The sequence below is a fragment of the Bradyrhizobium macuxiense genome, assembly GCF_007993935.1.
Lineage (GTDB): Bacteria > Pseudomonadota > Alphaproteobacteria > Rhizobiales > Xanthobacteraceae > Bradyrhizobium > Bradyrhizobium macuxiense_A.
This window is the reverse complement of the sequence record NZ_VITY01000013.1, coordinates 17,490-31,478: the sequence shown is the minus strand read 5'-3', so window position 1 is coordinate 31,478 and position 13,989 is coordinate 17,490. Positions and strand designations below refer to the sequence as shown.

General features: G+C 64.1%; 17 protein-coding genes. 5 read left to right on the top strand and 12 right to left on the bottom strand.

Going from position 1 to position 13,989, the window contains the following annotated elements:
• Window positions 1–211: 211 nt before the first annotated feature.
• Window positions 212–1,222, top strand: coding sequence for a methyltransferase (locus FBZ93_RS29750; protein WP_146990959.1), 1,011 nt, complete (start codon window positions 212–214; stop codon window positions 1,220–1,222).
• Window positions 1,223–1,247: 25 nt separating this feature from the next.
• On the opposite strand, the gene pstS is transcribed toward FBZ93_RS29750, so the two are convergent.
• Entirely contained in the window at window positions 1,248–2,240 is a 993-nt protein-coding gene (gene pstS / locus FBZ93_RS29745; protein ID WP_246667702.1) for a phosphate ABC transporter substrate-binding protein PstS, read from the bottom strand.
• A 173-nt stretch (window positions 2,241–2,413) separates the two neighbouring features.
• A complete protein-coding gene (locus FBZ93_RS29740; protein WP_146990955.1) occupies window positions 2,414–3,127 on the bottom strand; it encodes a glutathione S-transferase family protein in 714 nt (237 codons plus the stop codon).
• Between the two features lie 108 nt (window positions 3,128–3,235).
• Between FBZ93_RS29740 and FBZ93_RS29735 the strand changes: the two genes are divergently transcribed.
• Window positions 3,236–3,610, top strand: a complete 375-nt coding sequence (locus FBZ93_RS29735) for a winged helix-turn-helix transcriptional regulator (RefSeq protein ID WP_246667701.1) — start codon at window positions 3,236–3,238, stop codon at window positions 3,608–3,610.
• A 158-nt stretch (window positions 3,611–3,768) separates the two neighbouring features.
• Window positions 3,769–4,710 (top strand): DMT family transporter, encoded by a 942-nt coding sequence (locus FBZ93_RS29730; protein WP_146991193.1) that lies wholly within the window; start codon window positions 3,769–3,771, stop codon window positions 4,708–4,710.
• A gap of 7 nt (window positions 4,711–4,717) precedes the next feature.
• Here the strand turns inward: FBZ93_RS29730 and FBZ93_RS29725 are convergent, their stop codons facing one another.
• From FBZ93_RS29725 to purC, 7 genes are all read right to left on the bottom strand, one after another.
• Entirely contained in the window at window positions 4,718–5,455 is a 738-nt protein-coding gene (locus tag FBZ93_RS29725; RefSeq protein WP_146990954.1) for a tetratricopeptide repeat protein, read from the bottom strand.
• Window positions 5,456–5,628: 173 nt separating this feature from the next.
• Window positions 5,629–6,207, bottom strand: a complete 579-nt coding sequence (locus FBZ93_RS29720) for an invasion associated locus B family protein (protein ID WP_167529269.1) — start codon at window positions 6,205–6,207, stop codon at window positions 5,629–5,631.
• 79 nt (window positions 6,208–6,286) lie between these two features.
• On the bottom strand, window positions 6,287–7,246 hold the full coding sequence (locus FBZ93_RS29715; RefSeq protein ID WP_146990950.1) for a tripartite tricarboxylate transporter substrate binding protein BugD: 960 nt from the start codon (window positions 7,244–7,246) through the stop codon (window positions 6,287–6,289).
• Between the two features lie 63 nt (window positions 7,247–7,309).
• On the bottom strand, window positions 7,310–8,011 hold the full coding sequence (gene purQ, locus FBZ93_RS29710; RefSeq protein WP_146990948.1) for a phosphoribosylformylglycinamidine synthase subunit PurQ: 702 nt from the start codon (window positions 8,009–8,011) through the stop codon (window positions 7,310–7,312).
• Between the two features lie 4 nt (window positions 8,012–8,015).
• Window positions 8,016–8,594, bottom strand: coding sequence for a hypothetical protein (locus FBZ93_RS29705; protein WP_246667700.1), 579 nt, complete (start codon window positions 8,592–8,594; stop codon window positions 8,016–8,018).
• Window positions 8,595–8,607: 13 nt separating this feature from the next.
• The gene (gene purS / locus FBZ93_RS29700) at window positions 8,608–8,850 is read right to left on the bottom strand and encodes a phosphoribosylformylglycinamidine synthase subunit PurS (protein ID WP_021077860.1); all 243 of its coding nucleotides are present in this window, start codon (window positions 8,848–8,850) and stop codon (window positions 8,608–8,610) included.
• A gap of 15 nt (window positions 8,851–8,865) precedes the next feature.
• Window positions 8,866–9,633 carry a phosphoribosylaminoimidazolesuccinocarboxamide synthase gene (purC, locus tag FBZ93_RS29695; protein ID WP_016843454.1) on the bottom strand — a complete coding sequence of 256 codons (768 nt, stop codon included), beginning with the start codon at window positions 9,631–9,633 and terminating at the stop codon, window positions 8,866–8,868.
• A 348-nt stretch (window positions 9,634–9,981) separates the two neighbouring features.
• On the opposite strand from purC, the gene FBZ93_RS29690 reads away from it, so the two are divergent.
• Window positions 9,982–10,305 carry a DUF1476 domain-containing protein gene (locus FBZ93_RS29690; protein WP_146990946.1) on the top strand — a complete coding sequence of 108 codons (324 nt, stop codon included), beginning with the start codon at window positions 9,982–9,984 and terminating at the stop codon, window positions 10,303–10,305.
• Window positions 10,306–10,365: 60 nt separating this feature from the next.
• On the opposite strand, the gene FBZ93_RS29685 is transcribed toward FBZ93_RS29690, so the two are convergent.
• Entirely contained in the window at window positions 10,366–11,310 is a 945-nt protein-coding gene (locus FBZ93_RS29685) for a LysR family transcriptional regulator (RefSeq protein WP_146990944.1), read from the bottom strand.
• 111 nt (window positions 11,311–11,421) lie between these two features.
• Between FBZ93_RS29685 and FBZ93_RS29680 the strand changes: the two genes are divergently transcribed.
• Window positions 11,422–12,246 carry an isocitrate lyase/PEP mutase family protein gene (locus FBZ93_RS29680; RefSeq protein WP_146990943.1) on the top strand — a complete coding sequence of 275 codons (825 nt, stop codon included), beginning with the start codon at window positions 11,422–11,424 and terminating at the stop codon, window positions 12,244–12,246.
• 52 nt (window positions 12,247–12,298) lie between these two features.
• Here the strand turns inward: FBZ93_RS29680 and cynS are convergent, their stop codons facing one another.
• Complete coding sequence (cynS, locus tag FBZ93_RS29675) at window positions 12,299–12,787, bottom strand: cyanase (protein ID WP_074128076.1); 489 nt, start codon at window positions 12,785–12,787, stop codon at window positions 12,299–12,301.
• 146 nt (window positions 12,788–12,933) lie between these two features.
• Window positions 12,934–13,968: a DUF21 domain-containing protein gene (locus FBZ93_RS29670; protein ID WP_146990941.1), complete on the bottom strand. Its 1,035-nt coding sequence runs from the start codon at window positions 13,966–13,968 to the stop codon at window positions 12,934–12,936.
• Window positions 13,969–13,989: the final 21 nt, after the last annotated feature.

Here is a 13,989-nt window from a genome sequence, read left to right as displayed (position 1 = left end):
TTACGCGATGGACGCCAGACCGGCGTCCATCGCTCTTTTTTCTCGCCAATTCGACGTCGATGGCATTCACTAGGCCGAAATGCCAAAATCAAATTTATTCGCCGTTATTTGAAATGACCTCGTGTCGGGCCCCTGCCACCATCTCGGGGCACCAGGCCCGAACATGCTCACTCTGCTGCATCAGCGGTAACAACCAATTTGGGATCAAGTCATGAGCGCGGCAACACCGGAACATATCATGCAGATTGGTTTGGGCTTTTGGTCATCCAAAACGCTCCTGAGCGGTGTCGAACTCGGCGTGTTCAGCACCTTGGCCGATGGCCCAGCCGACCTGCCGACGCTTCAAAGCAAGTTGGCGCTGCATCCGCGTTCAGCCCGCGACTTCCTCGATACGCTGGTGGCGCTCAAACTGCTGGAGCGCGAGAACGGCATCTACAGCAACACCCCGGACACCGACCTGTATCTCGATCGAGCCAAGCCATCCTACATCGGCGGCGTCCTGGAGATGGCGAATGCCCGGCTCTATGGCTTCTGGGGATCGCTCACCGAGGCGCTGCGCAGCGGCGAATTGCAGAACGAGGGCAAGGGCGGAGGAGACAACTTCTTTGCGGCCATGTATGCCGATCCGGATCGGCTGCGGGGATTTCTGGGCGCCATGAGCGCAATCAGCGCCGGCGCGGCCCAGGCCATTGCCGGCAAATTCCCGTGGAGCGAGTACAAGACTTTCGCGGATATCGGCTCCGCTCAGGGCATGGTACCTGCCACTCTCGCCCACGCCCATCCGCACCTCACCGGCATCGGTTTCGACCTTCCCGTGGTCAAGCCGGTCTTCGAGGAGTTTATCGCTCAGCGCGGGGTGGCGGACCGCGTGCGGTTTCGCAGCGGAAACTTCTTCGAGGACCCTCTTCCGGACGTCGATGTCATCGTCATGGGCCACATCCTGCATGATTGGGACCTTGCCGGGAAGAAGACGCTGCTCGGCAAGGCATTCGATGCTCTCTCGAAAGGCGGCGCAGTCATTGTTTATGATGCCATCATCGATGACGATCGCCGCGAAAACGCTTTCGGTCTTCTGATGAGCTTGAATATGCTGATCGAGACTTCCGGTGGGTTCGACTATACGGGAGCAGACTGTCAGGCCTGGATGCGCGAAGCCGGCTTTTCGAGAACGCGGGTCGAACCACTTGTCGGTCCGGATTCGATGGTGATCGGATTTAAGTAGCTTGTCCGCGTCGTCCGCCGATCCCTCACCGCTTTCCAGGCGCCGCTGCCGACGCCGTGACGGCCTCGAAATTGTGCTGCCAATAAAGCTCGATCTGCTCGACCAGCGTGGCCGGCAAGGGAACGTAATTGAGCAATTGAGCCTGCGGCTTGCCGCTGTCCAATGACCAGCGCAGGAAATCGATCGCGGTTGCGGACCGCTCCGGCGACTTCGGCTGCTTGTGCATCAGCACGAAGGTCGTGGCCGTGATCGGATATGCGTCTTCGCCAGGGGCGTTGGTGAGGACCAGGTTGAAATCCTGCGTCGCCGTCCAGTCCGCGCTCGCCGCCGCCGCCTGGAATGATGCGGCGTCCGGGGTGACGAAATTGCCGGCACTGTTCTGCACCAGACCGAACGAAATCCGGTCGAGCCGTTGCAGCGCGTAGGCATATTCGAGATAGCCGATCGACCCGGGAATCAGGCTGACGAGCGAGGCGACGCCATCATTGCCCTTGCCGCCGAGCCCGACCGGCCATTCCACCGACGTGCCCTCTCCGATACTCGCCTTCCACTGCGCACTGACCTTGGCGAGGTAGTTCGACCAGTTGAACGTGGTGCCCGAGCCATCGAGGCGATGCACCACGGTGATTGCCGTGCGCGGCAGCTTCAGATCGGGGTTGACGGCCTGGATGGCCGGATCGTTCCACGACCTGATCTTGCCGAGATAGATGTCGGCGAGCAGCTGTCCGGTGAACTGGATCTGGCCGGGCTTGACGCCCTCGATGTTGACGACCGGCACGACGCCGCCGATCACGATCGGGAATTGCATCATGCCGAGCTTGTCGAGCTCCTTCGAATCAAGCGGCATATCGCTCGTCCCGAAATCGACGGCGGCCTTCTTGATCAGGCCGACACCGATGCTCGAGCCCACCGATTGATAGCTGACGTTGTTGCCGGTCTTTGCCTTGTAGGCATCGATCCATTTCGCCATCACCGGCGACACGAAGGTTGAGCCCGCGCCCTTCGTCTCCGCAGCCAAGCATTGCGTTGCGACGAACAGAGCAGTGAAAAAGATCGGTAATCTGAAATGCTTCGTCATGAGGCCAAGCCTAGCAGCAAGAGCGGCAACTGCGTGTGGGCCAAGTCACAAAACTGTAACATAGGCCGGAGCGCCGGACGAGGGGGCTCCGGCCCGCCGGCGGCCGGAACTCGTCACGCGCCGGGCGTGCCGAACCGGTCGATCACCTCGGCAAGCGGAAGGTGACCGACGCAGGCGCCCGTTCCCGGGATGTGCTCGCCCTGCTCCAGCGCGGTCGCGTAGATCACGGCCGGATCGGACTCGAGGCGTGCGCGAAGTGCCGCGAGTTTCGGCCAGCGATTGCGGTCGGCGACGGCGTGGAAATCGAGCCAGCGCGCGACACCGATCAGCAGCCCATCCGCCAATGTCGGATGGTCACCGAGCAGGAACGGCGCATCGCCGATCAGTTCCTCGAGCCGGTCGTGCCGCTGCACGACACTGCCCTGCCCCCATTGCCGCAGCGCCGACTGCATCGCCGGGTTCGGCGTCTGCATCTCCAGCGCGGCCCACAGCGGGCTGAACGCCGCGGTGAAGCCGGTGTTCACGAAGGCCATCAGCTGATGCATCCGGTCCGCCTCGGGCGACAAAGGGTCGAAGCTGATCCGGCGTTCGGTATCGCGCGCAGCGAGCCAGCTTGCGATCGCCATGTTCTCGGTGAGCACCCTGCCCTGGTTCGTGACGAAGGCCGGCGTCTCGTGCCGCGGATTGATCCGCGCATAGGAGGGATCGCGCATTTCGCCGAGCATGTCGACGCGACAAAGGCGATAGGGCTTGCGCAGCCATTCGAGAGCTGCAACGAGCCCCATGGAGCTTCCGAGCGGGAAGCCATAGATGAGGATAGGTTCCATGATGTGGTCTCCGGTGATGATCTGACGATCACGCTGCGCAGCGGAGCCGGACCCTATTCGCCACATCCATGAAGTAAATTACGCACCTTTTTGTAACCACGAGCCGCCATGAAATCTCTCGTCTCCCGTTGCCCGATCGAGGAAGTGATGCAGATCCTGAGCGGCCGCTGGCCGACGCTGCTGATCTATTATCTGAAGCAGGGCACCAAGCGCTTCAGCGACCTGCGCCGCGACAACCCGACCATCTCGCACAAGATGCTGACCCTCGAGCTTCGCAAGCTGGAGGACGCCGGCATCGTCGAGCGCACCGAGTTCGAAGGCTATCCACTGCGCGTCGAATACCAGCTGACGCCGGCCGGCCACCGGCTCGTGCCGCTGATCGATGCGCTCGGCGACTGGTGGGAAACGACGTCGGATACGAGCCCACATCCCGGCTCCACGGATGCCGAAGCGGCCGTGTCGAATACCGCCTCGCGGGATTAGACGACACGAAGCGCCGCAAACTTGCTCTGGCCTCGGGTAAGCTCCCGAAGTATCAGTTTCCATGCGCGCTAAATGCGCGGGGAGCCAGTCAAGGTGCCGCAGAGCACAGCGAGAGCATGATCCAGAACGTGCTCAAACAAGGAGCCAAGACGGGCGGTGTGCCGGCTCCCGCGATCACGCCCACTCCACCGGCGCCGAGCGCGCGCGGCTGGCGCGACTATGCGCTGCTGCTGGCGCTGGCCTGTTGCTGGAGCTCGACCTATCCGCTGACCAAGATCGGGCTCGGCTCGATCCCGCCGATCACTTTCATCTCGGCGCGCTCGCTGGTCGCCGCCGCTTTCCTGCTCGTGGTGCTGCGGATCCGCGGCATCCGCATCCCGACCGACATCAAGGCCTGGAAGCTGTTCGCCTTCCAGCAGACCATCAACTCGACGATCCCGTTTTTGGTGATCACCTGGGCGCAGCTCTACGTGCCGGCGTCCAACACCGTGGTGCTGGCCTCGACGACGCCGATCTTCGCCTTCCTCATCACCTGGGCGATCACGCGGCACGAGCCGGCCTCGCTGCTCAAGCTGGTCGGCGCGATCCTCGGCCTCGCCGGCACGGTCGCGATTATCGGCCTCGACGCGCTCTCGGGCTTCGGCAAGGAGATCTTCGCCGAGATCGCGATTTTGCTCGCCACCGTCTCGTTCGCCTGCGCCACGATCTTCGGGCTGCGGCTGTCGGACTACGATCCGATGGTGGTCGCCGCCGGCTCGCTGCTGTTCGGCGGCACCGTGCTGCTGCCGGTCGCCCTGATCGTCGACCATCCCTGGACACTGCACCCGACGCCGCAGGCGCTGGTCGCCACCGTCGTGATGGGCATCTTCTCCAGCGCGTTCGGCTTGATGCTGTTCTACATGTGCCTGACGCGGCTCGGCACGCTCACGACCAATGCGCAAGGCTATTTGCGGATTCCGATCGGCGTCGCGTTGTCGGTCATCCTGCTCGGGGAATCCGTGCCATCGAACCTGGCGCTGGGACTCGTGCTGGTCATGTTCGGCGTCGCCGCGATGACGGTGCCGGGCGACGCCGTGAAGCGCTGGTTGCGAAGGCTTTAGTCCAAGCTCAAGCCGACAGCTGTTTCTCGGCGATCGAGAGCCACTCGGCCTGCGCGTCGCGCAGGTATTTCGGCGCGCGGCGCATCTGGATCAACAACTCGTTGAACACCATCCGCGCCTCGGCGGTGCGGCCGACCAGCTGCAGCAGCAGGCCATAGCGGACCCGCGCCTCCGCGCCGGGAAAATACTGCGACACCGCCTGATATTCCTCCAGCGCCTCGTCGAGCCGTCCGATCTCGGCAAGTGAACGCGCATAAAGCAGATGCCCCTCGGCGGACTCGAAATCTGGCCAGCGCTCGCGCAGGGCATCGAGCGTCGCCAGCGCCTCGGCCGGCTGCTTCCTGGCGAACTGGGCCTGCGCCTTGGCCAGCGCGTAGGCAGGATCGTCGCCCTGCGGCAGCCGCAACACGTGGTCGTAGTGGCTCTCCGCCTCCTCGAAGCGGCCGATGGTGTGACACTCCGCGGCGAGCGCCGCACGGTTGGCGATCGTGTCCGACGTTGCGAGCCGGTCGGACAATTCGCGATACCGCTTCTCCGGATCGAGCCGGTTGGCGACGCGCTTGCGCGCCTGCGCGGCACCCGGTCCGCCCCACCATTCCGGGATCAGCTCGACGACGATGTAGGCGAGCGCGCCGATCAGCGGCACCATCAGGATGATGAAGGCCCATGGCTGCAAGCGCCCGGTGCGCGAGGCGTGGTAGATCAGTGTGATGTCGAGCAGCAATACGACCAATGCGACAGGCATTCGAGGATCCCAGCGAACCGGACAGACCATCCCAATCGCCCTCGTCATAACGTGCCCGGCACACTGCGACAATCCCCGGTTGCCATGCCGGCCGTGCTAGCGTGAAGAGATTGTGAAACGGAGGCGACTATCCCTGCATTGGTCGCGGACGGAACGGTCGAGGTTCATGGTCCCTATTGCGCTCCACAGCGGGACTTGCGCTCCTCTTCGGCGCGCTTCGCGCGCTCTGATTCTTCCTTTGAAAGCTCGATCACCTTCGTCTCTTGTGCGGGTCCATCGTAGGCATCAGCGAATCCGGCGAGCGGTACGATCAGGCTGATCGGCGAATTGGCCTTGTCGATTGCCTCGAGGCCAAGCGTATGCCCTTGCTTGAGCTGATCGACCAGTTCCGGCCCCGCGTCGTAGTCCGCGATGCAGCCGCTGGCAAAACAGCTCGTGTAAGGCCGCTCAATCGCCTGCCCCTGATCGAGGATGATCCGAACGCCGCGTTCCACCTTCACCCGGGTCGGCAGGGTGACGCGCAACGTCTTCCTGGGATCGCCGGCGCGGGCGATGAGCGCGGCTGAGACGACCCGTCCGCAGTCGATGTTCTCTATCTTCAATCGACCATCTCGCCCGATAAAGCAGGCATTGCCGATACAGAACTTCGCCCAGGGCAAGTAAATCAGGCCAGCCTGTTCGCCGGCCGCGGCACCGCCAACGAGCCAGGCGAGCGCCATGCCGGCGCAGCAGCACAACACCATACGGCGCATGACCGCATCCCCGATCAGACCTGAATGCAGGCTTGCCGCAGACTGTGTCCGCAATAGGGAGTTGCACGCCGCGGAGGCGCTACTTCTTGTCGTCCGCGAGCAGCGTGCGGTATTTCGCGACATCGCGGGTCACGAGCTGCTGCAGCGCCTCGGGCGTGAGCTCATTGGCGTCGGGGGCGACTGTCGACAGGTCGACGAAGCGCTTCTTCACTGCGTCGCTTGCGACCGCGGTGCGCGCGGCGGCGTTGAGCTTGGCGATGATCTCCGGCGGCGTGCCCTTCGGCGCGAACAGGCCGTTCCAGCCCTGCGCCTCGAACTCGGGCAGTCCGGCCTCTGCCGAGGTCGGCAGCTCCGGCAGCGAGGCGAGCCGCACGGTCGAGCCGACCACGACCGCTTTCACCAGCTTGTCGTCGATCGCCTGCGACACCGAGGCCGCGGCATCGCAGACGCCGTCGATCTGGCTGCCGATCGCGTCCGTCAGCGCCAGCGCCGCGCCACGATAGCCGACCAGTTGCACGTCGATCCCGGCGGCGTGCACGAAGCTCTTGCAGATCAGGTAGTTCGAGGAGCCGACGCCGGCATGGCCGAGATTGACCTTGCCCGGGTTCTTCTTGGCGTAGTCGATGAATTCCTTGAGATCCTTGGCCGGAAAATCCTTGCGCAGCGCCACGATGCCGAAGGTCTTGGCAACCACAGCAATGGGGGCGAAGGAATCGGGCGTGAACGACAGTTTTGGATAGATCGTGTAGGTCGCCGCATTGGTGCCGGCATTGCCGATCGCGATCGTGTAGCCGTCCGGCTCGGCGCGCGCCGCACGGGTCAGCGCGGTCGAGCCGCCGGCGCCGCCGACATTCTCGATGATGATGGTCTGGCCGAGCGCTGCACTCATCTGGTCGGCAACGGCGCGGGCAATGACGTCGGAGGTACCGCCGGCCGTGAACGGCACGATCATCGTGATCGGGCGCTTCGGGAAATCCTGTGCCTGCGCCGTTGTCGCAAGCAGCAACGCGGCAGCCGCCGCGAACCACCGTCGCAGCATCTTATTTTGACGCGTTTTCTTCACGCGAACCGGCCCTCACTTCGCTCGAAAACGCTATGGCGATCAGGCCGCCTTCTCGAACTGCTGGACCAGCCCTGCGAACAGGCCGCGGCCGTCGGTGCAGCCCATGATCTCTTCGACGTGGTTTTCCGGATGCGGCATCATGCCGAGCACATTGCCGCGCTCGTTGACGATGCCGGCGATCGAATGCGCGGCGCCGTTGAAGTTGGAGGCCTCGTCGACGACGCCATCGGCAGAGCAGTAGCGATAGAGCACCCGCCCGTCGCCCTCGAGCCGCTTCAGCGTCTCCTCGTCCGCCTCGTAATTGCCTTCGCCATGCGCCACCGGCACGCGGATCACCTGGCCGGCATTGTAGCCGCGGGTGAACGGGGTGTCGGAGCGCTCGACCTTCATATGCACGTCACGGCAGACGAATTTCAGCGCGGCATTGCGCATCAAGACGCCCGGCAACAGGCCGGACTCGCAGAGGATCTGGAAGCCGTTGCAGACGCCGAGCACGAGCCCGCCCTTGGCGGCAAAGTCGCGCACCGCGTCCATCACCGGCGCGCGCGCCGCGATCGCGCCGCAGCGCAGATAGTCGCCATAGGAGAAGCCGCCCGGCACGACCACGAGGTCGGTGCCTTTGGGCAGCGCGGTCTCCGCGTGCCAGACCATCGCGGTCTCGTTGCCGGATGCGAGCCTGAGTGCGCGCGCCATGTCGCGCTCGCGATTGATGCCGGGGAAGACGAGGACGGCTGATTTCATCGGATCACCTGGTTTTGGGGGCCAGCACAAGCTTAACTGCGGCGGCAAATTTTGCGTAATTGTCGTTGCTGGCCTTCTCGTCGCGCGCCGAACTGATCAGGCTGGCCGAGCCTTGCGCGCCGAGCATCAAGCCATTGACCTGATACTCGCTCGCGCCGCCCGGCGTCACCGTCAGGCGCCGTGCCTTGTACATGCGCGGCACCGAGCTGCCCTTGTCGCCATCGACGCCGAGCAGCGTGATGCGTTGTCCGGGCGTGCGCTGCTCCAGCGCCTTGATGACCTGGTTCTGGCTGTCGCGGAACTGGTCCAGCGTCATCTGATTTCCGCCGGTGTAAAACCGGTAGCTGACCTTCGAACCCGCACCGCATTGCGGCTGCTCGCAACGGAACAGGTGTGTGTCAGCGCGGCGCTCGTAACGCCAGCCGCTGATCGCAAACGGCGGCCGCTGCGTGGTCGCGGCCGGAGCCGGCGCCGGCGACTGAGCCACAGCGCCGCCGATCCCGACGACCGTGAGCAAACCGGCCAACAATGATTGGGCGATCATCCGGTCGCTGCGGGAACAGGCGAGAGCGGCTGTTGTCATCTGGCGCGCCCGGCTAGCTCAGAACCTCGACCCGGTAGTTCTCGATCACGGTGTTCGCCAGCAGCTTGTCGGCGGCGGCCTTCAGTGCCGCCTCCGCCTTGGCCTTGTCGGTCGCGGCGAGCTCGATGTCGAACACCTTGCCCTGCCGAACGCTGGCGATGCCGTCGACGCCGAGCGACTTCAGCGCGCCCTCGATCGCCTTGCCCTGCGGATCGAGGATGCCCGACTTCAACGTAACAGTCACACGTGCCTTCACGATTGCCCCTTAACCTTAGCTCTTCACCAGCACCGGGCCGCTGCCGGCCGGCCGCTCGTTTTCGATCAGAATGCCGAGCCGCTTTGCGACCTCGGTGTACGCCTCGAGCAGACCACCCAGATCCCGGCGGAAACGATCCTTGTCGAGCTTCTCGTTCGACTTGATGTCCCACAGCCGGCAGGAGTCCGGCGAGATCTCGTCGGCGACGATGATCCGCATCATCTCGTTCTCGAACAGCCGCCCGCACTCCATCTTGAAGTCGACGAGGCGGATGCCGATGCCGAGGAAAAGACCGGTCAGGAAGTCGTTGACACGGATGGCCAGCGCCATGATGTCGTCGATCTCCTGGGGCGTCGCCCAGCCGAACGCGGTGATGTGCTCTTCCGACACCATCGGGTCGTTGAGCTGGTCGTTCTTGTAATAGAATTCGATGATCGAGCGCGGCAGCTGGGTGCCCTCCTCGATCCCGAGCCGCTGCGACAGCGAGCCGGCGGCGACGTTCCGCACCACCACCTCGAGCGGCACGATCTCGACCTCGCGAATCAGCTGCTCGCGCATGTTGAGGCGGCGGATGAAGTGGGTCGGCACCCCGATGTCGTTGAGGTGCTGAAACAGGTACTCCGAAATCCGGTTGTTGAGGACGCCCTTGCCCTCGATCACCTGGTGTTTCTTGGCATTGAACGCGGTCGCGTCGTCCTTGAAGTGCTGGATCAGGGTTCCCGGCTCGGGGCCTTCGTAAAGCACCTTGGCCTTGCCTTCATAAATGCGGCGTCGACGGCTCATTGGGATGTACCGTGTTTTGTTGAAATCCATGAATTTGGGTGCTCCGGATGACTTGGGGTTACGACCCACGACGGAGCTGCCGCGGAGGCCTGGAACCTGAGCTATCCAACTGGAAACAGAACAAGAACCACACCTGTTGGCAACCTATCTGATTGGCCCATCCAGCACAATCGATAGTGCCCCCTTGCGGGCACTTATACCGCCCTATCGAAAAGGGCCGATTCCGCCTGTTTTGCCTGCGGCTTAACGGCTCGTTGTCTTGCCGATTCCTCCCAACTATCTAGGCAGGCATCGGGCCTGCCGCAACGAGCCGCGGCCCGCATTCAGCAGGGGATTGGAACTTCGGCTATGAACGAATTCGACAAGCGCGAGGAAGGTTTCGAGAAGAAGTTCGCCCTCGACGAGGAGCTGAAGTTCAAGGCGGAAGCGCGCCGGAACAAACTGCTGGGCTTATGGGCCGCCGAGAAGCTCGGCATCTCGGGCGACGCCGCCAACGCCTATGCCAAGGATGTGGTGGCCGCCGACTTCGAGGAAGCCGGCGACAATGACGTCCTGCACAAGGTGCTGAAGGACCTCACCGCCAAGGGCCAGCCCGCCACCGAGCGCGACATCCGCGCCAAGATGGATGAGCTGCTGGCCGTTGCCGTGACCCAAGTGAAGGCAGGAAGCTGATAGCAGGAACCTGAAGGCGCGAACCTGGGCTCACGCCCGCAGCGCTCCTGTTTCGACCTTCTACGCGCGCCGGACATTGCTCCGGCGCGACGTGTTTGTACCCCTCGCCCTGGTGAACTCGGCGCGAATGATGTCGAGCAGGCGGCGCGACGCGGCGCTGAGAAAGCCGCCATGCCGCGTCACCGCGACGACCTCGTGGCTTGCGCTGAGATTGCCGACGCGAATCGTCGCGATCGTCGCGGCGCGCAGCTCCTCCGCCGCATTGCTCTGTGACAGCAGCGCGATCCCGAGCCCGGCCTCGACCAGCCGCTTCTGCGCGGTCAGGCTGTCGACCGGCGTCCAGGCGATCTCGCCGAGCCCGTGGGTCAGGAACAGGGCGAACACATGCGAGGCGGTGATCTCGCGCCGTCCCGGCACTTCGGGAAACGCGATCCACCGCTCGTCCCTGAGGTCGGCGAGACGGCCGACCCGGCGTCCGGCCAGGCGATGATCCGGCGCGCAGACCACCCCGAGCGGCTCGGCGCGCAGCACCTCGCAATCGAGCTCGCCTGAGCGGTCGCGATCGTAGCGCAGCCCGATCGTCGCTTCGCCGCGCCGGATCAAATCGCTGACCTCCGCGCTGGTCGCGGTGCGCAGCGTCAGCGTAACGTCGGGATGCTGGCGGGCGAAGCGCTTCAGCACCTTCGAGAGCCGCTCGCCCGCAAGCGTGCCCGTCACCGCCAACGCCACCGGACCGGAATTGTCGCGCAGCAGCGCGCGCACCGCGTTCTCGGCATCCTGCGCTGCCGCCACCGCCCGTTCGGCATAAGGCACCATCACCCGTCCGGCATCGCTGAGCCGCGTCTTGCCTTCGATCCGCTCGAACAAGGGCACGCCGAGCTCCTGCTCGAGCAGCGCGATGCGCCTCGAGATCGCCGGCTGCGAGCGATGCAGCGCCTTGGCGGCATTGGAGATCCCGCCGCGGCGGTGCACCACCAGGAACGTGTTGAGCGCGTCGCTGTCCATTCCCGCCTCATGCAAAAAGCTGATGATATCGAGAGGAATAACAAATTTGTCTGATGACCGAAACCGCCCTATCGCTGCTGCCAGTCGCTTTTCCAACCATCAGGAGTTCACATGCGCACCCAGGCAGACAAGGCAGCACGGTTTCGCGAGTTGCATCAGCGGCCCGGCGCCTTCATCATTCCAAATCCGTGGGACGCCGGCACGGCGAAGCTGCTCGCGGCGATGGGCTTCGAGGCGCTCGCGACCACCAGCCTCGGGGTCGCCAACACGCTCGGCCAGGCCACGATCTCCCTCGATGCCATCATCGAGAACTGCCGGGTGATCTCGGAGGCCACCGACCTGCCCGTCAACGCCGACCTGGAGAATTGCGGCGCCGATGATCCGAAGACCGCGGCAAAGGCGATCGCGCGCGCGGCCGAAGCCGGCGTCGTCGGCGGCTCGATCGAGGACTCGACCGGCGACCGCGAGCGTCCGATCTACGATTTCTCGCTTGCAGTCGAGCGGGTGCAGGCCGCGGTCGAAGCGGTACGGGCCCTGCCGTTCCCGTTCACGCTGACGGCGCGGGCGGAGAATTTCCTCTGGGGACGCAAGGACCTCGACGACACCATCAGGCGGTTGCAGGCGTTCGAGGCCGCCGGCGCCGACGTGTTGTATTCACCTGGCCTTTACGACATCGGCACCATCAAGACCGTGGTCTCGGCCGTGAAGCGGCCGTTCAATCTCGTGATGGGCTTTGCCGATCCGACCTTGACGGTCGAGCAGCTGTCGGCCGCCGGCGTCAAGCGCATCAGCGTCGGTGGCGCGATGGAGCGCCACGCGCTGGCTGCGTTCCTGCGGTGCGCCCGCGAGATGAAGGATAACGGCGCGTTCACCTTCGTCCGCGACATGGCGCCGGTGAAGGACCTTCGCGAGGCGTTCGCTGCCGCCAAGAGCTGAGAGGGTAGCGAGTAGCGAATGGAGAACCCGGTTCGCTACTCGCCATCCGTCCTCAACCTTCCTTGAAGCCATACTCCGGCACGTTGCCGCTGGCGCCGTAATATTTGTACGGCAGGAATTTGCCCGACATCGTGATCTTGACGCGGTCGCCCTTCGGATTGGCGACGCGCTCCAGCGCCATGTCGAAGTCGATCGCCGACATGATGCCGTCGCCGAACTCCTCCTCGATCAGCGCCTTCCACGCCGGACCGTTGACCATCACCATCTCGTAGAAGCGGTAGATCAGGGGATCGGTCGGCGGCATCGGCGTGCCGGTGCCGCGCATCGGCACCTCGTTGAGCATCGCGATCTCGGCCTTCGTCAGCCCGAACAATTCACCGGCATTGGCCGCCTGCGGCTTTGTCAATTTCATCTGGCCGAGGATCGCGCCCGTTATCAAGACTTCGGAATAACCGCCGATCTTTTCGCAGATGTACTTCCAGCTCCAGCCGTTCTCGCGCTTGATGTCGAGCAGCTTTTCGGTGAGGTCTTCGCGTTTCATGAGGCTTCCTCCTTAGGCGTTGGCACGCTGTACCGACGCCGGCATTGATCGGCGCCCGGCCGCATTTTATGCCGCCGGACGCCGACAAACATGCAGTTTCCATGCCGCTTTGCCCGTTACGACGGCAGCGGTCGGCAAGCCTTCGTCTAGGCCGCCGAGCGCTTCTCCACGGTCGCAATGCCGCGCAGCAGCCGCCCGAGCAGGTCCGAGCCGGTGATGATGCGCTTCTGACCGCTCCACACCAGGATCAGGTCGTGCTCGATCACGTCGTCGCCCGGCGTCTCCGGCACCACCTTCATCAGCCCGATCACATCGCCGAGCCGCGCCTTGGCGTCGCGCACGATGATCGGCCGGTGCCAATAGGCCGTCGGATCGCTCTCGAGCTGATTGAACAGCGCATCGCGCAGGAAGTGATGGGCATCGAGCACGAACACCGGCTCACCGGCGAGATCGGTCACGATCACCCATTTCATTCCCGACGCATCGATCCGGCGCAGAAACGGATCGTCGGGCACGCGGTCGAATTTCGGCAGCACGCAGCGCTGATTGGCGAGCGGCAGGCTCAGGATGCTGTCGGGATCGATCACCTCGCCCTCGTCGCAGACGGAGACGTCGTCGAGGTCAAGGAAGTTCTGCGCGCCGGTCGCCTCCACCCGACTGATGTCGCCGCCGTCGACGACATGGCGGGCGATCATCTGCCTGATGTCCTGCTCGCGCAGATAGGTGATACCTTCCGCCCCCAGCCACCAATCGAGCACCATTGCGGTCGGCTTCGCCAGCGGGAACAGCACGATGCGATAGAAATTCAGGAACGGCAGAAACCGCGCGGTCATCGCCAGCGCGTTGCGCGAGAAATAGGCCTGCGGGAAGATCTCGCCGAGCAGCGTGATCGCGAAGGCCGAGAACACGAACGCGCCGACGCCGGCCAGCACCGAATCCGACAGCAGCGTCAGCAGCACATTGGTGGTGACATTGCCCCAGATGATGGTGGCGAGGATCTGGTTGGCGCTCTTGCGCAGCTCGAGCACCCGCACCGCATTGCGATTGCCGCTGTCCGCCTCGATCTGCAGCCGCAGCAGGCTGAGGCTGAACACCGCGAGATTGAGGCCGGAGAACAGCGCCGACTGCAAAATGCAGGCGGCAATCCCGATCCAGGTCGCGGTGACCCCAAGATAAGCCATGAATGCCCCGCCTCGCTGTTG

Bases quoted from the DNA above. Each gene is read 5' to 3' on its own strand.
- FBZ93_RS29750 (WP_146990959.1), top strand. From the start codon at position 212: ATGAGCGCGGCAACACCGGAACATATCATGCAGATTGGTTTGGGCTTT.
- FBZ93_RS29740 (WP_146990955.1), bottom strand. From the start codon at position 3,127: ATGGAACCTATCCTCATCTATGGCTTCCCGCTCGGAAGCTCCATGGGG.
- FBZ93_RS29735 (WP_246667701.1), top strand. From the start codon at position 3,236: ATGAAATCTCTCGTCTCCCGTTGCCCGATCGAGGAAGTGATGCAGATC.
- FBZ93_RS29725 (WP_146990954.1), bottom strand. From the start codon at position 5,455: ATGCCTGTCGCATTGGTCGTATTGCTGCTCGACATCACACTGATCTAC.
- FBZ93_RS29720 (WP_167529269.1), bottom strand. From the start codon at position 6,207: ATGCGCCGTATGGTGTTGTGCTGCTGCGCCGGCATGGCGCTCGCCTGG.
- FBZ93_RS29715 (WP_146990950.1), bottom strand. From the start codon at position 7,246: ATGCTGCGACGGTGGTTCGCGGCGGCTGCCGCGTTGCTGCTTGCGACA.
- purQ (WP_146990948.1), bottom strand. From the start codon at position 8,011: ATGAAATCAGCCGTCCTCGTCTTCCCCGGCATCAATCGCGAGCGCGAC.
- FBZ93_RS29705 (WP_246667700.1), bottom strand. From the start codon at position 8,594: ATGACAACAGCCGCTCTCGCCTGTTCCCGCAGCGACCGGATGATCGCC.
- purC (WP_016843454.1), bottom strand. From the start codon at position 9,633: ATGAGCCGTCGACGCCGCATTTATGAAGGCAAGGCCAAGGTGCTTTAC.
- FBZ93_RS29690 (WP_146990946.1), top strand. From the start codon at position 9,982: ATGAACGAATTCGACAAGCGCGAGGAAGGTTTCGAGAAGAAGTTCGCC.
- FBZ93_RS29685 (WP_146990944.1), bottom strand. From the start codon at position 11,310: ATGGACAGCGACGCGCTCAACACGTTCCTGGTGGTGCACCGCCGCGGC.
- FBZ93_RS29680 (WP_146990943.1), top strand. From the start codon at position 11,422: ATGCGCACCCAGGCAGACAAGGCAGCACGGTTTCGCGAGTTGCATCAG.
- cynS (WP_074128076.1), bottom strand. From the start codon at position 12,787: ATGAAACGCGAAGACCTCACCGAAAAGCTGCTCGACATCAAGCGCGAG.
- FBZ93_RS29670 (WP_146990941.1), bottom strand. From the start codon at position 13,968: ATGGCTTATCTTGGGGTCACCGCGACCTGGATCGGGATTGCCGCCTGC.